The sequence below is a fragment of the Bradyrhizobium sp. CCH5-F6 genome (genome assembly GCF_001556045.1).
Classification (GTDB): domain Bacteria; phylum Pseudomonadota; class Alphaproteobacteria; order Rhizobiales; family Xanthobacteraceae; genus Bradyrhizobium.
In genome coordinates this window covers 18,984-41,214 of record NZ_LSIC01000012.1, presented here as the reverse complement: position 1 = coordinate 41,214, position 22,231 = coordinate 18,984, and the positions used below count along the sequence as shown (strand labels likewise).

General features: G+C 66.1%; 17 protein-coding genes. 9 read left to right on the top strand and 8 right to left on the bottom strand.

Features of this window, described 5'->3' with window-relative positions; translation table 11 throughout:
• Positions 1–14 precede the first annotated feature (14 nt).
• The 6 genes from ccmE (at position 15) to AX729_RS01040 (ending at position 7,196) form a co-directional block, all read left to right on the top strand.
• Complete coding sequence (gene ccmE / locus AX729_RS01065; protein ID WP_061020049.1) at positions 15–524, top strand: cytochrome c maturation protein CcmE; 510 nt, start codon at positions 15–17, stop codon at positions 522–524.
• Positions 521–2,503, top strand: coding sequence for a heme lyase CcmF/NrfE family subunit (locus tag AX729_RS01060; protein ID WP_061020048.1), 1,983 nt, complete (start codon positions 521–523; stop codon positions 2,501–2,503). Before ccmE ends, AX729_RS01060 begins: the two co-directional genes overlap by 4 nt.
• Positions 2,504–2,507: 4 nt before the next feature.
• Positions 2,508–2,990 (top strand): cytochrome c-type biogenesis protein, encoded by a 483-nt coding sequence (locus tag AX729_RS01055; protein ID WP_061020047.1) that lies wholly within the window; start codon positions 2,508–2,510, stop codon positions 2,988–2,990.
• 113 nt (positions 2,991–3,103) lie between these two features.
• Entirely contained in the window at positions 3,104–4,447 is a 1,344-nt protein-coding gene (locus AX729_RS01050) for a methyl-accepting chemotaxis protein (protein ID WP_061020046.1), read from the top strand.
• Between the two features lie 219 nt (positions 4,448–4,666).
• Positions 4,667–6,244, top strand: coding sequence for a Do family serine endopeptidase (locus AX729_RS01045; RefSeq protein ID WP_061020045.1), 1,578 nt, complete (start codon positions 4,667–4,669; stop codon positions 6,242–6,244).
• Between the two features lie 271 nt (positions 6,245–6,515).
• A complete protein-coding gene (locus tag AX729_RS01040) occupies positions 6,516–7,196 on the top strand; it encodes a response regulator transcription factor (RefSeq protein WP_061020281.1) in 681 nt (226 codons plus the stop codon).
• Positions 7,197–7,256: 60 nt separating this feature from the next.
• On the opposite strand, the gene AX729_RS01035 is transcribed toward AX729_RS01040, so the two are convergent.
• Together AX729_RS01035 and AX729_RS01030 are read right to left on the bottom strand one after the other, a co-directional pair.
• Positions 7,257–7,760, bottom strand: a complete 504-nt coding sequence (locus tag AX729_RS01035; protein ID WP_061020044.1) for a helix-turn-helix domain-containing protein — start codon at positions 7,758–7,760, stop codon at positions 7,257–7,259.
• Between the two features lie 8 nt (positions 7,761–7,768).
• Positions 7,769–8,017: a type II toxin-antitoxin system RelE family toxin gene (locus AX729_RS01030; RefSeq protein ID WP_061020043.1), complete on the bottom strand. Its 249-nt coding sequence runs from the start codon at positions 8,015–8,017 to the stop codon at positions 7,769–7,771.
• A 140-nt stretch (positions 8,018–8,157) separates the two neighbouring features.
• On the opposite strand from AX729_RS01030, the gene AX729_RS01025 reads away from it, so the two are divergent.
• Together AX729_RS01025 and AX729_RS01020 are read left to right on the top strand one after the other, a co-directional pair.
• Positions 8,158–9,618, top strand: a complete 1,461-nt coding sequence (locus AX729_RS01025; protein ID WP_061020042.1) for a sensor histidine kinase — start codon at positions 8,158–8,160, stop codon at positions 9,616–9,618.
• Positions 9,615–12,602, top strand: a complete 2,988-nt coding sequence (locus AX729_RS01020; RefSeq protein ID WP_061020041.1) for a bifunctional [glutamine synthetase] adenylyltransferase/[glutamine synthetase]-adenylyl-L-tyrosine phosphorylase — start codon at positions 9,615–9,617, stop codon at positions 12,600–12,602. Before AX729_RS01025 ends, AX729_RS01020 begins: the two co-directional genes overlap by 4 nt.
• On the opposite strand, the gene AX729_RS01015 is transcribed toward AX729_RS01020, so the two are convergent.
• The 5 genes from AX729_RS01015 to AX729_RS00995 are packed head-to-tail and all read right to left on the bottom strand — an operon-like array spanning position 12,559 to position 18,539.
• The gene (locus AX729_RS01015; RefSeq protein WP_061020040.1) at positions 12,559–12,792 is read right to left on the bottom strand and encodes a formate dehydrogenase subunit delta; all 234 of its coding nucleotides are present in this window, start codon (positions 12,790–12,792) and stop codon (positions 12,559–12,561) included. The two genes, AX729_RS01020 and AX729_RS01015, sit on opposite strands and share 44 nt — an antisense overlap.
• Positions 12,782–13,609: a formate dehydrogenase accessory sulfurtransferase FdhD gene (gene fdhD / locus AX729_RS01010; protein WP_061020039.1), complete on the bottom strand. Its 828-nt coding sequence runs from the start codon at positions 13,607–13,609 to the stop codon at positions 12,782–12,784. The genes AX729_RS01015 and fdhD overlap by 11 nt, the downstream gene beginning before the upstream one ends.
• 4 nt (positions 13,610–13,613) lie before the next feature.
• The gene (gene fdhF, locus AX729_RS01005) at positions 13,614–16,499 is read right to left on the bottom strand and encodes a formate dehydrogenase subunit alpha (RefSeq protein ID WP_061020038.1); all 2,886 of its coding nucleotides are present in this window, start codon (positions 16,497–16,499) and stop codon (positions 13,614–13,616) included.
• Positions 16,500–16,509: 10 nt separating this feature from the next.
• Positions 16,510–18,066: a formate dehydrogenase beta subunit gene (locus AX729_RS01000; RefSeq protein WP_061020037.1), complete on the bottom strand. Its 1,557-nt coding sequence runs from the start codon at positions 18,064–18,066 to the stop codon at positions 16,510–16,512.
• On the bottom strand, positions 18,063–18,539 hold the full coding sequence (locus tag AX729_RS00995) for a formate dehydrogenase subunit gamma (RefSeq protein WP_061020036.1): 477 nt from the start codon (positions 18,537–18,539) through the stop codon (positions 18,063–18,065). Before AX729_RS00995 ends, AX729_RS01000 begins: the two co-directional genes overlap by 4 nt.
• A gap of 223 nt (positions 18,540–18,762) precedes the next feature.
• Here AX729_RS00995 and AX729_RS00990 point away from each other — a divergent pair, with 223 nt between their 5' ends.
• The gene (locus AX729_RS00990; protein WP_061020035.1) at positions 18,763–19,656 is read left to right on the top strand and encodes a LysR family transcriptional regulator; all 894 of its coding nucleotides are present in this window, start codon (positions 18,763–18,765) and stop codon (positions 19,654–19,656) included.
• Positions 19,657–19,829: 173 nt separating this feature from the next.
• On the opposite strand, the gene AX729_RS00985 is transcribed toward AX729_RS00990, so the two are convergent.
• Positions 19,830–22,157: a PAS domain-containing sensor histidine kinase gene (locus AX729_RS00985; protein ID WP_061020034.1), complete on the bottom strand. Its 2,328-nt coding sequence runs from the start codon at positions 22,155–22,157 to the stop codon at positions 19,830–19,832.
• Positions 22,158–22,231 lie beyond the last annotated feature (74 nt).

The window sequence follows — 22,231 nt, the reverse complement described above, 5'->3', positions numbered from 1 at the left end:
AGAACGGATACGCCATGACGCGCAAGCAGCGACGTATGACCATCATCGGCGGCTCGCTCGCCGTGCTCGCGCTCGCGGCCGCGCTGGTGCTCAACGCACTTCGCGACTCCATCGTGTTCTTCTCGACGCCGACCATGGTCGCCGAGAAGCATGTCGAGCCGGGCAAGCGGTTTCGCCTCGGCGGGCTGGTGCAGCCCGGCTCGCTGCAGCGTGGCGACAATCTCGCGGTGACCTTCGAGGTTGCCGACGGCAATGCCAAGCTGCCGGTCGCCTTCAAGGGCATCCTGCCCGACCTGTTCCGCGAAGGGCAGGGCGTCGTCGCCGAAGGCGCACTCGACGCCAACGGCGTGTTCAAGGCCGATACCGTCCTCGCCAAGCACGACGAAACCTACATGCCCAAGGACGTCGCCGATGCCCTGAAGAAGCAGGGGCACTGGAAGGACGATTACGAGGCCAAGGGACCAGCCGGCAGCAAACCTGCGGCCACGACGGCGCAGGGCAACCCGCAGGGAGCGGTGCGGTGATCGCGGAGTCCGGACATTATGCGCTGGTGCTGGCGCTCGCCCTTGCACTGATCCAGTCGATCGTGCCGCTGATCGGCGCGCGGCTGCGCGATACCGCCCTGATGAACGTGGCGCGTTCCACGGCGCTGGCGCAGCTGCTGTTCGTCGGCGCCTCGTTCACGGCGCTCGTGATGCTCCACGTGAATTCTGATTTCTCCGTCGCCAACGTGTACGAGAATTCCCACTCGATGAAGCCGCTGCTCTACAAGATCACCGGCGTATGGGGAAACCATGAAGGCTCGATGCTGCTGTGGGTGTCGATCCTTGCGCTGTTCGGGGGGCTGGTCGCGGCCTTCGGCAACAATCTGCCGCTCTCGCTGCGCGCGCACGTGCTCGCCGTCCAGGCCTGGGTCGCCAGCGCCTTCTACCTGTTCATCCTCATGACGTCGAACCCGTTCCTGCGCATCGCCAATCCGCCGATCGAGGGACGCGATCTCAATCCGGTGCTCCAGGACATCGGGCTCGCCGTGCATCCGCCGATGCTCTATCTCGGCTATGTCGGTTTTTCGATCTCGTTCTCCTTTGCCATCGCGGCGCTGATGGAGGGGCGGATCGATGCGGCCTGGGCGCGCTGGGTGCGGCCGTGGACGCTGGTGGCCTGGATATTCCTGACGCTCGGCATCGCCATGGGCTCGTACTGGGCCTATTACGAGCTCGGCTGGGGCGGTTGGTGGTTCTGGGATCCGGTCGAGAACGCCTCGCTGATGCCCTGGCTCGCCGGCACCGCGCTGCTGCATTCGGCGCTGGTGATGGAGAAGCGCAACGCGCTGAAGGTCTGGACCATCCTGTTGTCGATCCTGACCTTCTCGCTGTCGCTGCTCGGCACCTTCCTGGTTCGCTCGGGCGTCATCACCTCCGTGCACGCCTTCGCGACCGATCCGACCCGCGGCGTGTTCATCCTGCTGATCCTTTGCCTGTTCATCGGCGGCAGCCTGTCGCTGTTCGCGGGCCGCGCGACGTCGTTGAAGCAGGGCGGCCTGTTCGCGCCGATCTCGCGCGAGGGCGCGCTGGTGCTGAACAATCTGCTGCTCACGGTGGCCTGCGCGGTCGTGCTGTTCGGCACGCTTTATCCGCTGGCGATGGAGATGCTCGCCGACTTCAAGATGTCGGTCGGCGCTCCCTTCTACAATCTCACCTTCGCGCCGCTGTTTGCCCTGCTGCTGCTCGCCGTGCCGTTCGGGCCGATGCTGGCGTGGAAGCGCGGCGATCTGCTCGGCGTGACGCAGCGCCTGCTCGCGGCGGGTGTTGCCGGGCTCGTGGCCGTCGCCATCGCCTGGGGGTGGACGACTGGCGGCAGCACGCTGGCGCCGCTCGCGATCGGGCTCGGCGTCTTCGTCATTGCCGGCGCCGTGACCGACATCGTCGAGCGGACGGGCCTGGTTCGCCTGCCGTTCGCAACGGTGCTGAACCGGGCGCGCGGCCTGCCACGGTCGGCCTGGGGCACGGCGTTCGCGCATGCCGGCCTCGGCGTCGCGCTGATCGGGATCGTCTGCGAGACCACCTGGAACAGCGAATACATCGCGACGATGAAGCAGAACGACGTCGCCCATATCGCCGGCTACGACGTGAAGCTCGACGGTCTGTTTCAGCGCCAGGGTCCGAATTTCCGCGAGATGATCGCCGAGTTCAAGATCAGCCGCGATGGCGAGGCGCTCACGGTCATGACGCCGTCGAAGCGCAGCTTCACGACGCGCGGCTCGTCGACGACCGAGGCTGCGCTGATGACGAGCGGCGCGAGCCAGCTCTATGTCTCGCTCGGCGACGCCACCCCCGAAGGCGCCATCGCCGTGCGCATCTATTACAAGCCGATGGTGCTCATGATCTGGTGGGGGCCGGTGCTGATGGCGTTCGGCGGCGTGCTCTCGCTCTCCGACCGCCGCCTGCGGGTCGGCGCGCCGAAACCGGCGCGGGCCAAGCAGCGCCTCCAGCCCGCGGAATGATCCGATGCGCCGGATGATGGCCCCGTTCATCGCGTTGATGCTGCTGGCCTTGCCTGCGGCTCACGCCGTCCAGCCCGACGAGATCATGTCGGATCCCGCCAAGGAATCGCGCGCGCGGGAGCTGTCGCGCGAGCTGCGCTGCATGGTCTGCCAGAACCAGTCGATCGACGATTCCGACGCGCCGCTCGCGCGCGACCTGCGGCTCCTGGTGCGCGAGCGCATCGCTGCCGGCGACAGCAATTCTCAAGTGCTCGACTTCCTGGTGGCGCGCTATGGCGAGTTCGTGCTGCTGAAACCGCGCTTCGAACGGCAGAATCTTCTGCTGTGGCTGCTCGGGCCGGTGCTGCTGCTCGGCGGAGCCCTGGCGCTGTGGCTGCAGATCCGGCGCCGCGCGCGAAGCGGTGCAGACGTACCGGCGCCGCCGCTCTCGCCCGAGGAAGAGGCGAGGCTCGCCGCGTTGATGTCGGACGATGCCAAATCTTCCTGACGTCCAACCGCAAAATGGAAGCCAGGCGGCGGCCGCCGCCGCGCGTTTCATGCTATTTTGACCTTTGTCTGGAAGCTTGTCGGGAGATCAATTCCAGCCTCTGAGTCCTCCCGATGTTCGCGAACAGCAATCTGACGATCCGCTTCCTGGTCGGCGCCGTCGTCGCTGCATTATTGTTCCTGCTGGGCATCGGCGGTGGTACCGGCTTCGTCGCGGTGCTCTATCTCAACAACGAGATCACCAGCCTGTCGTCGCAATTTGCCGCGCTGAGCGGCCCGGCGCGCGACCATGCGATGCAGATCTACCAGCAGGCGCAGACCGCGTTCTCCTGGTTCCTGATCGCCTGCGGCGTGATTGCGGTCTTCGCCGCCGCGATCTGCCTCGTCACCTGGTTCGCTGTGCGCAACGGCATCCTCACCCCCCTGTCGGCAATCGTGCATGCCATGCGCGAGGTCGCCGACCAGAAATTCGAGACCGCCGTTCCCGGGCTCGGCCGCACCAACGAGATCGGCCTGCTCGCCGGCGCGCTGGAGGTCTTCAAGACCAACGGCCTCGAGCGGCGCCGCCTCTCCGAGCAGCAGCTGCATGAAGCGCAGCATCAGGCCGAGCGGTCGAAATTCCTGGACGACCGGATCAAGCGCTTCAACGATCTGGTCGCCAGCGTCGTTGCCAGCGTGGCGTCATCGGCCGTGCATCTGAAGACCAACGCCGAGACACTGTCGCGGACGGCCAATGACACCAGCACCAAGGCCAATGCGGTCGCGAGCGCCGCCAGCCAGGCCAGCACCAGCGTGCAGACGGTGGCGGGGTCTGCCGAGGAGATGACGAGTTCGATCGGCACGATCAGCCGCCGCGTCACGGACGCGACCCAGCGCGCCGAGGGCGCGGCGTCACAGGCGGAGAAAAGCCGCGATACCATCCACACGCTGTCGGATGCCGCCGAGAAGATCGGCGAGGTCGTCCAGCTCGTGCAGGCGATCGCGTCGCAGACCAATCTCCTGGCGCTCAACGCCACCATCGAGGCGGCACGGGCAGGGGAGGCCGGCAAGGGATTTGCGGTGGTCGCTTCCGAGGTGAAGACTCTGGCGCATCAGACCAGCAAGGCGACGGAGGAGATCACCTCCCATGTCGCCAGCATTCAGGGCATCACTGCGGAAACCCGCGGCGCGATCGACGGCATCTCCAAGACGCTGTCGGAGATTTCGTCGATCATGTCCGGCATCGAGATCGACACCGCCCAGCAGCGCAACGCCACGCAGGAGATCACGCGCAGCGCCCAGGACGCCGCGCGCGGCACCCTCGACGTTTCCAATCATATCGTCCAGATCACCTCGACCTCCGCGGAGACCGGCCGCATGGCCGCCGAGGCGCGGGATTCGGCTGTCGACCTGTCGCAGCAGGCCGAGACTTTGAAGCGCGAAGTCGACGAGTTCATCGTCAGCGTCAGGGCAAGCTAAGCGGTAAAAGCTGCGCCTCAGTCTCGGCGCGGGAACTCGATTAAGTTCCTGTAAGACCACAATTTTCAGTCTGTGCTAAACTGCCGCATCCATCTTCGCCCTTCATTACGAAAGTTTAACCCCGCCGCCAGCGCGCGGTAAGGCGGGAGCCCCCATCTTCAGGTCCGCAAGGTGCCGGTATCGGCGCCACAAGGATTTCAAGGCCCTGGAGATTTCTGCATGACCGACCGTATCGATCTTTCGAACCTCCCGTCGTACCGGCAGCCGCGCCGCTCGGTGTTCTCGGCGCGCAAGCTCGCGCTGATGGCTTCGGTCGTCGCCGGTCTCGGCGCTGCCGTCTATGGCTATGGCCCGTCGACCTCGCCGGCCGACCTGTTCTCCAGCCCGGCGCATGCGCAGGTGAACAACGAGGTTCGCAAGGTCGAGCGTCCCGTCGGTTTCGCCGACGTCGTCGAACGCGTGAAGCCGTCCGTGATCTCGGTGAAGGTCAACATCAAGGAGAAGACCGCGAGCAACGAAGACGGGGATGACTCGTCCTCGCCCTTCCAGCCGGGCTCGCCGATGGAGCGCTTCTTCCGCCGCTTCGGCGGTCCCGACGGCCTCCCGGGCATGAAGGGAGGCCGCGGCCGCGTCGTGCAGGGCCAGGGCTCCGGCTTCTTCATCTCGGCCGACGGCTATGCCGTGACCAACAACCACGTGGTCGACGGCGCCGACAAGGTCGAGGTCACCACCGATGACGGCAAGACCTACACCGCCAAGGTGATCGGCACCGACCAGCGCACCGACCTCGCCTTGATCAAGGTCGAGGGCGGCTCGAACTTCCCGTTCGCCAAGCTCGCCGACAGCAAGCCGCGGATCGGCGACTGGGTGCTCGCCGTCGGCAATCCCTTCGGCCTCGGCGGCACCGTGACCGCGGGCATCGTCTCGGCGAGCGGTCGCGACATCGGCAACGGGCCCTATGACGATTTCATCCAGATCGACGCGCCCGTGAACAAGGGCAATTCCGGCGGTCCCGCCTTCGATACCAACGGCGAGGTGATGGGCGTCAACACGGCGATCTACTCGCCCTCCGGCGGCAGTGTCGGCATCGCGTTCTCGATTCCGGCCAGCACCGTGAAGAGCGTGGTCGCGCAGCTCAAGGACAAGGGCTCGGTCAGCCGCGGCTGGATCGGCGTTCAAATCCAGCCCGTGACCTCCGACATCGCCGACAGCCTCGGCATGAAGAAGGCCGAAGGCGCGCTGGTGGCGGAGCCGCAGGCCAATGGTCCGGCCGCCAAGGCGGGCATCGAGTCCGGCGACGTGATCACGGCGGTCAACGGTGATGCCGTCAAGGACGCCCGTGAGCTCGCCCGCACCATCGGCGGCATGGCGCCCGGCGCGACCGTGAAGCTCAACGTGCTGCACAAGGGCCAGGACAAGGTCGTGAACCTCACCCTCGGCCAGCTGCCGAACACGGTCGAGGCCAAGGCCGACACCGACAAGGACGGCGGCAAGGGTGCCAATCGCGGCACCGACGTGCCCAAGCTCGGCATGACCGTTGCCCCCGCCAACTCCGTGGCCGGCGCCGGCAAGGAAGGCGTCGTCGTCACCGAAGTCGATCCGAAGAGTGCTGCCGCCGAACGCGGCTTCAAGGAAGGCGACGTGATCCTCGAAGTCGGCGGCAAGAGCGTGGCCACCGCCGGCGAAGTCCGCGACGCCATCAACGCGGCTCGGACCGACAACAAGAACAGCGTCCTGATGCGCGTGAAGAGCGGCGGCCAGTCGCGCTTCGTCGCCGTGCCCATCGCCAAGGGCTAACCTTCGGGAGGCTTACGAGATGGAGGGTGTCGCCGGCATCAGTCGCCCCCGCCGACGGCCCCTTCGGGGAAGCAGCGCAACGTTCGCTTCCCCTCACTACCTTCCGGTGGAATTACGCCCCCCTCCGTCGGAAGGCCTAGGGCGGTGAGGTCCCCCCAGCCTCACCGCCCGCCTTTTCCCGCTCCGAGACTCTCCCGCTCGGCTTGCATGCGATTGCCGCTCGCGCCATGTTTAGAGAAGGTTCCCTCCCTTGACCGCCGCCGAACGCACGATGCGCCTCCTCATCATCGAAGACGACCGCGAATCCGCCGATTATCTCGCCAAGGCGTTTCGCGAGGTCGGACACATTGCCGACCACGCCGCTGACGGCGAGGAAGGCCTCGCCATGGCCGAGAACGGCGATTACGACGTGCTGGTGGTCGACCGCATGCTGCCCAAGCGCGACGGCCTGTCGCTGATCGGCGCACTGCGCGACAAGGGCAACACGACGCCGGTGCTGATTCTCTCCGCGCTCGGTCAGGTCGATGACCGCATCAAGGGCCTGCGTGCCGGCGGCGACGACTATCTGCCGAAGCCCTATTCTTTCGCCGAGCTACTGGCCCGCGTCGAGGTGCTGTCGCGCCGTCGCGGCGGTCCCGCCGAGGACACGCTCTATCGCGTCGGCGATCTCGAGCTCGACCGGCTGTCACATCGCGTCGCTCGCGGCAAGGATGAGCTGACGCTCCAGCCGCGCGAATTCCGCCTGCTCGAATACCTGATGAAGCATGCCGGGCAGGTGGTGACTCGCACCATGCTGCTCGAGAACGTCTGGGACTATCATTTCGATCCGCAGACCAACGTGATCGACGTGCACATTTCGCGGCTGCGTTCCAAGATCGACAAGGGTTTCGAGCGGCCGCTGCTGCACACGATCCGCGGCGCGGGGTACATGATCCGTGACGGGATACGGTAGGGATTTGCGTTTCATGGTCCGTGATCTCGACCTCGCAGAGCTGAGACGGGCCGTTGAAATCTAAGCTGAGGGCGACTTCACTTTGCGCTTCGTGGCGCGCGATCGTGCGCGTCCTCTGCCCTTCGAGCTTGTCGCGCGGATCATGCGAGCCTTGCCGGATCCCTGTTTTGACGATTTGACCGGCATTGGGATGACCAGATCGTCTAACGAAACTCCGAGTGCCCGCGCGATGAGGGCGAGGGTCTGTACATCGCCGGTCTTTGCTCCGTTCTCGATTTCGGAAATGAAGCCCTGAGCCACGCCGACGGATTTCGACAAGGCCTCTTGGGTCATGCCGCGATGCTTGCGCCAGAATGCCAGTGGGGTTTTGGCCTCGAGCAACTCGCTCGCCTGTTCGCTGCTCAAAAGGATCTCGGTCCCCATCTCGATATCGGCCAGGATGCCGTTGGCTCGTGCCGCGTCAGCCGCATCCTCATCCCGCCGACCCATCGTCAGGGCGTCGTATTCGGCGCGCGACAGGATCACGATATCGTCGCCCTGGGGGGTCTTGGTCATGACGGGCATGATCGCTCCTATTGGTAGATTGCGCCACGCGGACCCACGTCCAGAACGGTGATCGTCGTTTCAGTCTCGGTGAACAGAACGCGAAAGCCCGCGATGCGAAGGCGCTTTGCGCTGCTGCCCGTGAGCTGAATGACGTTGTTCGCCAGGCTTTCCGGGGTCGTGGCGTACTGCTCGATCTTGGCGCGGATTTGCTTTGCGCGGTTGCCGTGAGCCTGAAGACTCCGTAGCGCTGCCTTGGTGTACAACACCGTCTTCATGAACAATGAATATATCTGTGAGAGATATTTCTGTCCAGCAGAAATCTCCCAATGAGATTGTGAACGCTTTGTCACTTCTGGGACTTCGGAGACCCGTGGTAATGTCGGCGGACACTTCCACTCGCCAGGTGACTTGATCCGTGACGGCATTCGGTAAACTCGTCCGCACCACGGCATTCCGGCTGACGCTGGTCTATCTGCTGCTGTTCGCGATGTTCGCGGCCTCTTTGCTGGCCTATTTCGCCTGGAATACGCGGCGGCTGATCACCGAGGAAATCACGCAGACGGTGAACTCCGAGACCTCGGAGATCAACGAGATCTACGGCCGCCGAGGCCTGCGTGGCCTCGTGCTCGCGATCGAGTACCGGGCGCTGCGGCCGGGCGCCAACCTCTATCTGGTGACCACGCCGACCGGGCAGGCGATCGCCGGCAATGTCGGCTCGCTCGCGCCTGGCGTGATGGCGACGCGCGGCTGGTCCGAAACGGCCTACCGGCGGATCGAGGACGCCGACGAGCGCGATCATCGCGCGCTGGTGCGCGTCACCGAGCTCGAGAACGGCTTCCGTCTTCTGATCGGCCGCGATCTCGACGAGCGGCGTCGCCTGTTCGGCATCGTGGCGAAGGCGGCGCAATGGTCGGTCCTGATCGTCGTCGTGCTTGGCCTCGGCGGCGGCATCTTCGTCGCGCGAAGGGTGCTGAGGCGCATCGACGCCATGACCGGCACCACGCAGCGAATCATGAGCGGCGATCTCAGCGAGCGCCTTCCTGTCGGGCGGAGCGGCGACGAGCTTGATCGCCTCGCGGAAAACCTCAACGCCATGCTGGAGCGGATCGAGGCGCTGATGGCGGGGCTCAAGGAAGTCTCCGACAACATCGCGCATGATCTCAAGACGCCGCTGACCCGGCTGCGCAATCGCGCCGAGGAGGCGCTGGCGCGATCGGGCGGCGAAGCCGATTACCGCGCCGCGCTGGAGCGGACCATCGAGGAATCCGACGGTCTCATCCGCACCTTCAACGCGCTCCTGATGATCGCGCGGGCAGAATCCGGGCAGGCGCGCGGCAACATGGACGACTTCGATGCCGCCGAGGTCGCGGGCGGTATCCACGAGCTTTACGAGCCGCTGGCCGAGGACGACGGCATGACCCTGAAGGTCAAGTGCGAGCCGGCGCCGATTCATGCCAATCGCGAGCTGATCAGCCAGGCGCTCGCCAATCTGGTCGAGAATGCGATCAAATACGGCAAGCCGGCGGCGCAGGCCGCCGGAACCGTGGTCAGCATGGACGCGAGGCAGATCACGATCGAGGCCAGGCGCGACGGCGATCAGGTGCTGCTCAGCGTCACCGATCGTGGTCCGGGGATCCCCGAAGCGGATCGCAAGCACGTCGTCGAGCGATTCGTGCGGCTGGAGGCCAGCCGCACCCTGCCGGGCTCCGGCCTCGGTCTCAGCCTCGCTTCGGCGGTTGCGACATTGCATGGCGGCGAATTGCGCTTGGGCGATGCCCATCCAGGTCTCGTCGCCACGCTCGTGCTGCCGGCGCGCGCCGGGGCCGGCGACAGGGTTGCTCCGCCAATACCGGATGTGCCACAGAAGGTGGCATGAACCACTCCGCGCCGGGATACGCGGACAAGCATGGTGAGAGGCTGGCCGCACGCTTCGCGGCGGCTCCCCATATTGCCGCTTCCACAACCGACGAACGACGTCTCGAGAATTGGCTGGCCGAGCTCGAGCCGGCGCAATCGGCTCGTCTCGAAGCGCTGCTGGGCCATCCTTTCGCCCGCAACATCCTGGCCGGCATCGCGGAATTCTCGCCCTATCTGTTCGACCTGGTGCGCGCCGATGCGCTGCGCCTGATCCGGCTGCTCGAATCCGACCCGGATGCGCATCTGGCGGCTTTGATTGCGGAGGCGCGGAGCGCGGTGTTGGCGGCCTCCGACGAAGCCGAGGTGATGCGGCTGCTGCGCCGGATGAAGGCGGAGGCCGCGCTGCTGATCGCGCTGTGCGACATCGGCGGCGTCTGGCCGGTGATGCGGGTGACGGCCGCGCTGACCGACGTCGCGGTGTCTTCCGTGCAGGCCGCGCTTCAATATCTGCTGCGGCAGGAAGCCGCACGCGGCAAGCTCTGCCCTCCGAATCCCGAGGCGCCCGAAGAAGGCTGCGGGCTGATCGTGCTCGCGATGGGCAAGATGGGCGCGGGCGAGCTGAACTATTCCAGCGATATCGACCTCATCGTGTTCTTCGATCCCGATGCCACGACCCTGGCCGCGGACATCGAGCCGCAGCCGTTCTTCGTCCGTGTCACGCAGGGGATGGCGCGAATCCTCCAGCAGCGCACTTATGACGGTTACGTCTTCCGCGTCGATCTGCGCCTGCGGCCCGATCCGTCTTCGACGCAGGTGGCGATCTCCCGCGACGCCGCGCTGGGCTATTACGAGCGGGAAGGGCGCACCTGGGAACGCGCCGCGATGATCAAGGCGCGCGCCTGTGCCGGCGATGCAAAAGCAGGCGAGGCCCTGCTCGCCGAGATCGCGCCCTTTGTCTGGCGCAAGCATCTCGACTTCGCCGCACTCGCCGACGTGCACGACATGAAGCGGCAGATGCAGACCTATCGCGGCCAGAGCGAGATCGCGGTCGAGGGGCATAACGTGAAGGTCGGGCGCGGCGGCATCCGCGAGATCGAGTTCTTCGCGCAGACGCAGCAGCTGATCGCGGGCGGCCGCCATCCGGAGTTGCGGGTGCGGCCGACGCTGATAGCGCTCGATGTGCTCGCCTCCAGCAAGTGGATCACCCCTGCGGCGCGCGACGAACTGACCACCGCCTACGAATTCCTGCGCCGTGTCGAGCATCGCCTCCAGATGATCGCCGACGAGCAGACCCACACGCTGCCCGAGGACAAGCAAGCGGTCGAACGCTTCGCCTGGTTCTTCGGCTATCCGGACCGCGAGGCCTTTGCGCGCGACCTCTTGCAGCAGCTGCAGATCGTCCAGGGTCACTACGAAAAACTGTTCGAGGGCGACGATCCGACCGGGACGGCCAAGCTGCCGGCGTTGGACTACAGTGCCGGGCCGGACGATCCGCGCTTGCTCCAGCACCTGACGGCGCTCGGCTTCAAGAAGCCTGCCGCCGTCGCGCAGACCGTGCGCGACTGGATCACCGGCGATTATCGTGTGTTTCGCGTTGAGGCGACGCGAAGCGCCTTCGTCGAATTCGTGCCGACGCTTATCGACGGACTTGCCCATGCCGAAGAGCCCGATCGCGCCGTCGTGGCGTTCGATCATTTCCTCGGCGCGCTCCAGCGCGGCGGCCGGTTGATCACGTTGCTCGGCCAGAATCGCGATCTCGTCGCGCTGGTGGCCCTGGTGCTGGGCGCGGCGCCCCGGCTCGGCGAGATGCTGGCGCGGCAGCCGCAGCTCATGGACGGCCTGATCGATCCCCGCTTCTTCGGCGCCATGCCGGACCGGCAGGAATTGTCGGGACGGCTCGCCACGACCGTGCAGGACGCCGGCTCATACGAAGAATTCCTCGACCGCCTGCGCCAGTTCGGTCAGGAGAGCCTGTTCCTCATCGGCACGCGTATCTTGTCCGGCACGGTCTCGGCGCAACAGGCGAGCACGGCCTTTGCCGACGTCGCCGAAGGCATCGTCCACACTGTCCATGGCCTCGTCGCAGACCGCTTTGCCGCCCAGCACGGCCGCATCAAGGATCAGCAGACCGCGATCGTCGCGATGGGCCGCCTCGGCAGCCGCGAGATGACCGCCTCGTCAGATCTCGACCTGATCCTGCTCTACGATTTCGACGGCGAGAATCCGGACTCCGATGGTGCGAAGTCCCTGCACGGTGCCCACTATTTCGCCCGCTTCACCCAGCGTCTGATCAGTGCCTTCACGACGCGCACCAATTACGGCGTGCTCTACGAGATCGACATGCGGCTGCGGCCCTCGGGACGCGCCGGTCCGGTGGCGTCGAGCCTCGTCTCGTTCGCGGACTACCAGGCCAACGAGGCCTGGACCTGGGAGCACATGGCACTGACGCGCGCCCGCGTGGTGTCGGCATCGCCCGAATTCCGGGAACGGATCGAGCGCGTCATCCGCGAGGTCCTGACCCGCCCGCGCGATCCCGCCATCACCGCCAACGACGTCGCGGACATGCGGCGCGCGATCGCGCAGGAGAAGGGCGAGGCCGATTGCTGGGATCTCAAACATGCCGCCGGCGGCATGGTCGACATCGACTTCATCGCGCAATATCTCCAGCTCGTGCACGCGCACGACAAGCCCGAGATTCTCGACGTCGGCACCATGCAGGTGCTGGACAATGCATGCAGGCTCGGCTTTCTCCCTCAGTCGGAGACGGAGATATTGCGTGCCGCGGCGCGGCTCTACCACGACCTGACGCAGATCCTGCGGCTGTGCGTCAGCGAACGCTTCAAGCCGGAGACCGCCGGCACCGATCTTCTGCGCGTGATGGCGCGCGCCGGCGACGCGCCGGATTTCTCGTCGTTGGAGGCGCGCGTGAAGGAGACGCAGACCGAGGTGCGGCGCGTGTTCAGGGCGCTGCTGGAAGTGACGTCGCCTGCTTCAGCGAGGTGATGGCTTCGCGCACATCGGGTTCGAGGCCTGCGCCGCCCGCATCGAGATGGGCGAAGATCGCGCGCTTCATCCGCGGATCCCAGAATTTCTTGATGTGCTCGGCGATCCCCGGCACGGCCCTGTCATGGCCCTGGCTCTGGAAGAATTTGCCGATCTGGTTGGCCATGTAGATCAGGCGGTCAGGCGACATCGGCAACCTCCGTGGCATGGCGGGAGACGATCCGCTCGCCATGCGAAAACACTTCGAACCCGTCCTGGCGCGCGATCGCTATCAGCGTGATGCCGGCGGCTTCCGCCGTGCGTATCGCGAGCGCGGTCGGTGCAGACACGGCGACCATCACGGGGGCGCCGATTGCGGCCGTCTTCTGCACCATCTCCACCGAGACCCGGCTCGTCAGCAGCACCATGCCGCCCCGCGCATCCGTGCGGCTGCGCGCCAGCGTCCCCACGAGCTTGTCGAGGGCGTTGTGACGGCCGACATCCTCGCGCAGCGCGACGATGCCGCCTGCAGGGGACCAGAACGCGGCGGCATGAACGGCGCGGGTCTGCAGGTTGATCGATTGCAGCGGCGCGATGGCCTGCATCGCCGTCATGATCTGTTCCGGCGTGAAGGTCTGCCCGTCAGGCACAACGGAAGCCGGGCGCACCGCCTCGGCAATCGACTCGATGCCGCAGATGCCGCAACCGGTGGGTCCCGCGACGTGGCGGCGGCGCTCGCTGATCCGCGCGGCATCTTCCATTGCCAGCCACATGCGGAGCTCGATGCCGTCGTCGAGGCGGACCACTTCCAGCGAGCGGATGTCGTCGGCTGACCTGACGATGCCTTCGCTCACGCTGAATCCGACTGCGAAATCTTCCAGATTCTGCGGCGTTCCCATCATGACGGCATAGGTGCCGCCATTGTAGGTCAGGGCCAGGGGCGTCTCCTCTGGAATGAATCGTGTTCCCCCGGACGCGATACCGTCGCGCCAGATCTCGCGGTCGATGGCCTGGACTGGCACGTGCATGCCGCTACTCCGCGGCTTCGGCCGGCACGATGCGGCGGGACTGCCGCGCCTGTGCGTCATAGGCCTTCTGCCAGTCCGACGGGCCGTTCGACGGCGAGACCTGCACCGCCGTGACCTTGTATTCGGGGCAATTGGTTGCCCAGTCCGAATAGTCGGTCGTGATGACGTTGGCTTGCGTGTCCGGGTGGTGGAAGGTGGTGTAGACGACGCCGGGCGCGACGCGGTCGGTGATCTCCGCGCGCAGCGTGGTCTCGCCGGCGCGGCTCTTCAGCCGCACCCAGTCGCCGTCGCGCACGCCGCGCTGCTCGGCATCGTGCGGATGGATCTCGAGGCGATCCTCGGCATGCCAGACCACGTTCTCGGTCCGCCGCGTCTGCGCGCCGACATTGTACTGGCTGAGGATGCGGCCCGTCGTGAGCAGCAGGGGATAGCGCGGGCCGGTGCGCTCGTCGGTCGCGACATATTCGGTGACGACGAACTTGCCCTTGCCGCGGACGAAGCCGTCGATGTGCATGACCGGCGTGCCCTCCGGCGCTTTCTCGTTGCAGGGCCACTGCACCGAGCCGAGCTCGTCGAGCTTGGCGTAGGAGACGCCGGCGAAGGTCGGCGTCAGCGCCGCGATCTCGTCCATGATCTCGGAGGGATGGCTGTACTTCATCTCGAAGCCCATGGCCTTGGCGAGGCCGATGGTGACCTCCCAGTCGGCCATGCCGTTCTTCGGCGACATCACCTTGCGGACGCGCTGGATGCGGCGCTCGGCGTTGGTGAAGGTGCCGTCCTTTTCGAGGAAGCTCGAGCCGGGCAGGAAGACGTGGGCGTAGTTGGCGGTCTCGTTCAGGAAGAGATCGTGCACGATGACGCATTCCATCGCCGACAGCGCCGCCACGACGTGCGAGGTGTTGGGATCGGACTGGAGGATGTCCTCGCCCTGCACGTAGATGCCCATGAAGGTGCCTTCGACCGCGGCATCGAACATGTTGGGAATGCGCAGGCCCGGCTCCGGGTTGAGCTTGACGCTCCACAGCGCCTCGAACTGCTCGCGCACGGCATCGCCCGAGATGTGGCGATAGCCGGGCAGTTCGTGCGGGAACGAGCCCATGTCGCAGGAGCCCTGAACGTTGTTCTGACCGCGCAGCGGATTCACGCCGACGCCGGGGCGCCCGATATTGCCTGTCGCCATCGCGAGATTGGCGATCGCGATCACGGTGGTGGAGCCCTGGCTGTGCTCGGTGACGCCGAGGCCGTAATAGATCGCGCCATTGCCGCCGGTGGCGTAGGTGCGGGCCGCCTCGCGCAGCGCCTTCGGATCGACGCCGGTGAGGATCGCGGTCGCTTCCGGGCTGTTCCGGGCTTGCGCGACGAAGGCGGCCCATTCCTCGAACTCGCTCCAGTCGCAGCGCTCGCGCACGAAGGCTTCGTTGACGAGGCCCTCGGTGACGATGACATGCGCGATCGCCGTCATGACCGCGACGTTGGTGCCGGGCATCAGGGGCAGATGCAGCGCCTTCACATGCGGCGATTCCACCATCTCGGTGCGGCGCGGGTCGATCACGATCAGCTTGGCGCCCTGGCGCAGCCGCTTCTTCAGGCGCGAGGCGAACACCGGATGCGCGGATGCGGGGTTTGCGCCGATCACGACCACGACGTCGGTGTCTTCCACTGAGTCGAAATCCTGCGTGCCGGCGGAGGTGCCGAAGGTGGTGGCGAGGCCGTAGCCGGTCGGGGAGTGGCAGACGCGGGCGCAGGTATCGACATTGTTGTTGCCGAAGCCGGCGCGGATCAGCTTCTGCACCAGATAGGTCTCTTCATTGGTGCAGCGGGACGAGGTGATGCCGCCGATGGCGTCGCGGCCGTACTTCTTCTGGATGCCGCGCATCTTCGCGGCGGCAAACGAGAACGCCTCGTCCCACGACACCTCGCGCCAGGGATCCTCGATGCGCTCGCGGATCATCGGCTTGAGGATGCGCTCCTTGTGGTTGGTGTAGCCCCAGGCGAAGCGGCCCTTGACGCAGGAATGGCCGCGATTGGCCTTGCCGTCCTTGTAGGGGACCATGCGCACCACTTCCTCGCCGCGCATCTCGGCCTTGAAGGCGCAGCCGACGCCGCAATAGGCGCAGGTGGTGACGACGGAGTGCTCGGGCTGGCCGATCTCGATCACGGACTTCTCCGTCAGCGTCGCGGTCGGGCAGGCCTGGACGCAGGCGCCGCAGGAGACGCATTCGGAGCCGAGGAAGCTCTCGCTCATGCCCGGCGAGACGCGGCTGTCGAAGCCGCGGCCTGAGATCGTCAGCGCGAAGGTACCCTGCACCTCCTCGCAGGCGCGGACGCAGCGCGAGCAGACGATGCACTTGGAGGGGTCATAGGTGAAGTAGGGGTTGGACTCGTCCTTCGGCATCCAGTGATCGTTGGTGCAGCCGTCCGTCCTGCCAGGTGTCTTGGCGAAAACATGGTTCTCGCCCTCATAACCGTAGCGCACGTCGCGCAGGCCCACGGCGCCGGCCATGTCCTGCAATTCGCAATCGCCGTTGGCGCCGCAGGTGAGGCAGTCGAGCGGATGATCGGAGATGTAGAGCTCCATCACGCCCTTGCGCAGCTTCTTCAGCCGCTCGGTCTGGGTGTGCACGACGAGACCCGGCATCACCGGCGTGGTGCAGGAGGCGGGCGTGCCGGCGCGACCCTCGATCTCGACGAGGCAGAGCCGGCAGGAGCCGAACGCGTCGACCATGTCGGTCGCGCAGAGTTTCGGAATTTGGTGGCCGGCATCCATCGCGGCGCGCATGATGGAGGTGCCTTCTGGCACCGTGACCTCCTTGCCGTCGATGGTCAGCGTCACCATCGTTTCCGATCTCGAGCGCGGCGTGCCGAAGTCGATTTCTTCGATCAGAGACATTGTCGTTCTCCTATTCCGCGGCCTGAAGCGTGGTCGGTACGGGTGCGAAATCTTCCCGGAAATGCTTCAACGCGCTGAGCACAGGGTAGGGCGTGAAGCCGCCGAGCGCGCAGAGCGAGCCGAACTTCATGGTGTTGCAGAGGTCTTCGACCAGCGCGAGATTCTCGCTCACGCGCTCGCCCTTGATGATCTTCTCGATGGTCTCGACGCCGCGGGTCGAGCCGATCCGGCAGGGCGTGCACTTGCCGCAGGATTCGATGGCGCAGAACTCCATCGCGAAACGCGCCTGCCTGCGCATGTCGACACTGTCGTCGAACACGACGATGCCGCCATGGCCGATCAGGCCGTCGCGCGCGGCGAAGGCCTCGTAATCGAACGGCGTATCGAACAGCGCACGGGGAAAATAGGCGCCGAGGGGGCCGCCGACCTGCACCGCCCGGACCGGGCGGCCCGTGAACGTGCCGCCGCCGATGTCGTCGACGAGCTCGCCGAGCGTCACGCCGAAGGCGGTCTCGAACAGCCCGCCGTAACGGATGTTGCCGGCGAGCTGGATCGGCATCGTGCCGCGCGAGCGGCCCATGCCGAAATCGGCGTAGGCCTTGGCGCCTTCGGCGAGGATGAAGGGGACGGCGGCGAACGACAGCACGTTGTTGATCACGGTCGGCTTGCCGAACAGGCCGTGATGGGCCGGCAGCGGCGGCTTGGCGCGCACGATGCCGCGGCGTCCTTCCAGGCTCTCCAGCAGCGAGGTCTCCTCGCCGCAGACGTAGGCGCCGGCGCCGACGCGCACTTCGAGATCGAAGGATTGCTTCGAGCCGCCGATATTCGTGCCGAGATAACCGCCGCGCCGGGCCGCGACGATGGCCGCCTTCATCGCCTCGACCGCGTGCGGATATTCGCTGCGGATGTAGATGTAGCCCTTGGTCGCCCCGACGGTGAGCCCGGCGATCGTCATGCCCTCGACCACCAGGAAGGGATCGCCTTCCATGATCATGCGGTCGGCAAAAGTGCCGCTATCGCCCTCGTCGGCGTTGCAGACGACGAACTTGCGGTCGGCCTTGGCTTGAGCGACCGTCGTCCACTTGATGCCGGTCGGGAAGCCGGCGCCGCCGCGGCCGCGCAGACCGGACGCGGTGACTTCGTTGAGGATTGCGTCGGTGCCAAGCGAGAGAGCGCGCTCGAGGCCCTTGTAGCCACCATGGGCGCGGTAATCGTCGAGCGAGCGCGGGTCGATCACGCCGCAGCGGGCGAAGGTGAGGCGGGTCTGGCGCTTCAGCCAGGGAATCTCGTCGGTCGCGCCCAGCTGCAAGAGATGCGGCGTATTGTTGGCGAGCGCGTCGAGCAGGGACGGCACGTCGGTCTGGGTGACAGGACCGAAAGCGATGCGGCCCTGGGGCGTGGCGACCTCGACCAGCGGCTCCAGCCAGTAGAGGCCGCGCGAGCCGGTTCTGACGATCTCCACTGCAACGCCGCGCCTGGTTGCGGCCTGCTCCAGCGCATGGGCAACCTCGTCGGCGCCGACGGCCAACGCACCGGCATCGCGCGATACGTACAGGCGGATGCTCATCGCTGTGCCTCCGCAACCAGCGCATCGAGGCGCTTCTGATCGAGCCGTCCGACGAGGCGACCATCGAGCATCGCGGACGGCGCCGTCGCGCACAGGCCGAGGCAGTAGACCGGCTCCAACGTGATGCGGTCGTCGGCCGTGGTGTCGCCGAGCGCCACGCCGAGCTTCGCTTCGGCGCGCGCTGCCAGCGCGTCGCCGCCCGCGGCCTGGCAGGCTTCCGCACGGCACAGCTTCAGCACATGGCGGCCGGCCGGCTTGTGGCGGAAATCATGGTAGAACGTGAACACGCCATGGACCTCGGCCCGCGAGAGATTGAGTGCTTTCGCGACCAGGGGGATCGCCGCCTGCGGCACATAGCCGAACGCCTCTTGAATCGCGTGCAGGATGACGAGCGTCGCGCCTTCCTGCCCGGCATGTTCGGCGATGATTTCGGCGCCGCGCGTCTCGTCCCAAGGCTCAAAAACCGCTGTCATTCTTCGTTCTCAATCTGAGCGTTCCTCGCAGCAAGCTATTTGGAATCGCTCGAAGATCAATAAAGCTGTCCCGTGCTGCGATTGCGAATTCGGATCGATCGGAGAGAGCAATCGGTCGATCTGAAAACGAAATAATGGGCGTTTCGCCCGGTGTTTTTGCGTGTAGGGCAGCGGGCGAGCGTGCTAGCTTGCATGCCACGATAGAACCCAAGGGGACGTTCGGTTGATCGACAAGCTTGAATTGCTGCTGGCACTGGCGAAGGAGCGGCATTTCGGACGCGCGGCGGAGGCCTGCGGCGTGACGCAGCCGACGATGTCGACCGGGCTGAAGCAGCTCGAGGAGATTCTCGGCGTGATGCTGGTCCAGCGCGGGTCGCGCTTCCAGGGCTTCACCCCGGAAGGCGAGCGCGCGCTCGATTGGGCGCGGCGCATCGTGGGCGATGCCCGCGCCATGCGCGAGGAAATCAACGGGCTGAAGCATCAGCTCTCAGGCGAGATCCGCATCGCGGCGATCCCGACCGTGCTCGGCATGGTCGCCGCGCTGACGACGCCGTTTCGCGCCAAGCATCCCGAGGTGCGCTTTCGCATCCAGTCCACCACCTCGTCCGAGGTGTTGGGGCTGCTCGAAAATCTCGAGGTGGATGCGGGACTGACCTACATCGAGAACGAGCCGATCGGCAAGGTGCGCACCATTCCGCTCTACAACGAGAGCTATCGTCTGCTCACTGCACCGGACGCGATGTTCGGCGACCGCGAGACGGTGACCTGGACCGAGGTCGGGCAGGTGCCGCTGTGCCTGCTGACGCCCGACATGCAGAACCGCCGCATCATCGACCGCGCGCTGCGCTCGGTCGGCGCGGAGGCGACGCCGACGCTGACCTCGAACTCGCTGCTGGTGCTGTTCACGCACGTCAAGACGGGGCGCTGGGCGAGCGTGATGCCGGCCAAGCTCGCCGAGACGCTCGGCCTTTCCGACACGGTCCGTTCGATCCCGATCGTCGACCCCGAGGTCAATTACAGCATCGGCCTCGTCATTCCGCAGCGCGATCCAATGACACCGCTGATCGCGGCGCTGGTCAACGTCGCGCGCGAAGTCGCGCCGACGCTGCAAGGGTAGATTCGAGCAAGCGCCTCGTCCTTCGAGACGACCGCTTTCGCGGTCTCCTCAGGATGAGGCTCCGCGCCATCGCGCTCTCTTGAAACTGCTGCCGCATATTCCGCCCTCATCCTGAGGGCCCGCCGCAGGCGGGCGTCTCGAAGGATGGCCGCAGGCGAGCTGTCCGTCGTGCGCTAAGCTGCAGCCGATATCTTGGACGCTTTGACCGCGTCGCGTGGCAGCGTCACGCGCACCACGGTGCCGACTTCGATTTTGGAGCGCAGCCGCATCGAGCCGCCGTGGAGCTGCGCCAGCGAGCGGGCGATGGCCAGGCCGAGGCCCGAGCCGTGATAGGTCTTGGTGAGCTGGCTCTCGACCTGTTCGAAAGGACGGCCAAGCCGTGCGAGCGAATGCGGCGCGATCCCGATGCCGGTGTCGGCGATCATCAGCACGATCCTGTCGTCGAGCTGCCGGCTCCGCACCACGACGCGTCCGCCGTCCGGCGTGAACTTCACCGCGTTGGAGAGCAGGTTGACGATGATCTGCTTGGTGGCGCGGCGGTCGGCGACGACGGAGATGGATTTTGCGATGTCGGCGTCGAGCGTGATGTTCTTGTCCTGGGCCCGGCCGGTCACGACGCGCAGGGATTCCGCCAGCGTTCGCGCTAGGTCGAGCTCCTCCATGTCGAGCTTCATGCGGCCGGCTTCGATCTTGGACATGTCGAGGATGTCGTTGATGACCTCGAGCAGATAGTGGCCGCTGGTCAGGATGTCCTGGCAATATTCCTGGTACTTCTCGCTTCCGAGCTCGCCGAACATACCCGAGCCCATGATCTCGGAGAAGCCGATGATGGCGTTCAGCGGCGTGCGCAGCTCGTGGCTCATGTTGGCGAGGAATTTCGACTTCGTCTGGTTGGCTTCCTCGGCGCGGGTCTTCTCGCGCTGATATTTCTCGGCGAGGTCGGCGAGCTCGACCGCCTGGCGCTCCAGCGCGGCCTGCGAGCGCTTGAGGTCGATGACGGTGGCGCGCAGGCGCAGATCGTTGTCGACCAGCTTCTGCTCGTGCTCCTTGATGCGCGTGATGTCGGTGCCGACCGAGACGTAGCCGCCGTCCTTGGTGCGGCGCTCGCTGATGTGCAGCCAGCTGCCGTCGTCGAGCTGCGCCTCGAAGGTACGCGCGCCCGGACCTTGGGCGCCGGTCTCGTTGTGACGGGTCCGCACCTCCGGCATGCGGCCGACCTCGAGCACGGTCTCGTAGGAGGTGCCGGGAATGACGGCCGTGTCGGGCAGTTTGTGCAGGCGCTGGAAGTGGGAGTTGCAGAGCACCAGGCGGTCGCTGGCGTCCCACAGCACGAAGGCTTCCGGAATGGTCTCGATCGCGTCGCGCAGGCGAAGGTCGGCTTCCACGGTCTTCTCGGCGAGGCTCTTCTGCTCGGTGATGTCGACCGCGATCCCGATCAGGTGCACGCTGGAATCGGTCGCGCCGCGCGTTTTCTCGCAGCGGACGCGGAGCCAGATCCAGTGGCCCTCGACATGCTGCATGCGGAAGGTCTGGTCGATGTGGTCGATCTTATCGGAGATGAGCTGGTCGGCGATCTCGAACAGGTCGATGTCGTCGGACTTCACCAGCGCGTTGACCTCGCCGAAGGTGAGGAGCTCGTTTCGGCCATCGAGGCCGAGCATCGAGAACATCGATTGCGACCAGAAGATCCGGCCGCGCGACAAATCCCAGTCCCACAGCCCGCAGCGGCCGCGGTTGAGCGCGGTGTCGATACGGCCGCGCACGGCGTCGTTGATGAGGTCGCCCTCGCGGGCGCGGGTCGACTGCCAGTGGAAGGCGAAGCCGAGGATCAGGACGACGAAGCCGGTGGTCGCCGACAGCGTCACCGAGAGTGCGGCATCCGAGCCCCAGATCGGCTCGTTCCGCTCCTGGATCACGGTGACGAAGCCAGGCAGCGACTTGATCTGCCGCGAAGTCGCCATCGCGGCGTTGCCGCTCGGCAGGGTCATGTCGGAGATGTTGCCGTCGCGCGTCGGCGCTGCGAGCAGTTGCGCCGTCGTGATCGCATCGAGCAGCCGGTCGTTGCCGACGGGGTCGCTGTCGATCGGAATGCGGGCGAGTACGCGGCGTTCGATTCCGGCCGAGGTGACGATGACGTGGCGGCCCGAAGCCGTGCCCCAGGACGGAATGAGATCCGGCAACAGCGCGGGCATGCTCTCGACGGTCTTCAGCCGCTCCTGCCGCACCGAGGTGAGGCGGTCGATGCGCTCGGCGAGCAGGTCGGCGAGTGCCGAAATGTCGTGACGGATCACCAGCCGCTTCTGGCGTGTCTGATCGACCACCTGCACGAACGCGCCGAGGCAGATCGTGATCAGGAAGGCGATGATGAGCGTCGGCACGGCGCGGCGCAGCGCGGGCTCCGCGATCAGGAGCCGGTGATAGGCAGGTTTCGCGATCGATTGCGCCAATCCCTTGATCGAATCGGATTGGACGCATGCGTTCGCGGCGTCTGCACGCGGCATGCCTTCGGCCCCCTGAAAACCAGCTTGCAACTTGAGCTCGGAAGCAGCCCCACATCGCTTCCGAATCACACTGA

Bases quoted from the DNA above. Each gene is read 5' to 3' on its own strand.
- ccmE (WP_061020049.1), top strand. From the start codon at position 15: ATGACGCGCAAGCAGCGACGTATGACCATCATCGGCGGCTCGCTCGCC.
- AX729_RS01055 (WP_061020047.1), top strand. From the start codon at position 2,508: ATGCGCCGGATGATGGCCCCGTTCATCGCGTTGATGCTGCTGGCCTTG.
- AX729_RS01050 (WP_061020046.1), top strand. From the start codon at position 3,104: ATGTTCGCGAACAGCAATCTGACGATCCGCTTCCTGGTCGGCGCCGTC.
- AX729_RS01045 (WP_061020045.1), top strand. From the start codon at position 4,667: ATGACCGACCGTATCGATCTTTCGAACCTCCCGTCGTACCGGCAGCCG.
- AX729_RS01040 (WP_061020281.1), top strand. From the start codon at position 6,516: ATGCGCCTCCTCATCATCGAAGACGACCGCGAATCCGCCGATTATCTC.
- AX729_RS01035 (WP_061020044.1), bottom strand. From the start codon at position 7,760: ATGCCCGTCATGACCAAGACCCCCCAGGGCGACGATATCGTGATCCTG.
- AX729_RS01030 (WP_061020043.1), bottom strand. From the start codon at position 8,017: ATGAAGACGGTGTTGTACACCAAGGCAGCGCTACGGAGTCTTCAGGCT.
- AX729_RS01020 (WP_061020041.1), top strand. From the start codon at position 9,615: ATGAACCACTCCGCGCCGGGATACGCGGACAAGCATGGTGAGAGGCTG.
- AX729_RS01015 (WP_061020040.1), bottom strand. From the start codon at position 12,792: ATGTCGCCTGACCGCCTGATCTACATGGCCAACCAGATCGGCAAATTC.
- fdhD (WP_061020039.1), bottom strand. From the start codon at position 13,609: ATGCACGTGCCAGTCCAGGCCATCGACCGCGAGATCTGGCGCGACGGT.
- fdhF (WP_061020038.1), bottom strand. From the start codon at position 16,499: ATGTCTCTGATCGAAGAAATCGACTTCGGCACGCCGCGCTCGAGATCG.
- AX729_RS01000 (WP_061020037.1), bottom strand. From the start codon at position 18,066: ATGAGCATCCGCCTGTACGTATCGCGCGATGCCGGTGCGTTGGCCGTC.
- AX729_RS00995 (WP_061020036.1), bottom strand. From the start codon at position 18,539: ATGACAGCGGTTTTTGAGCCTTGGGACGAGACGCGCGGCGCCGAAATC.
- AX729_RS00985 (WP_061020034.1), bottom strand. From the start codon at position 22,157: ATGCCGCGTGCAGACGCCGCGAACGCATGCGTCCAATCCGATTCGATC.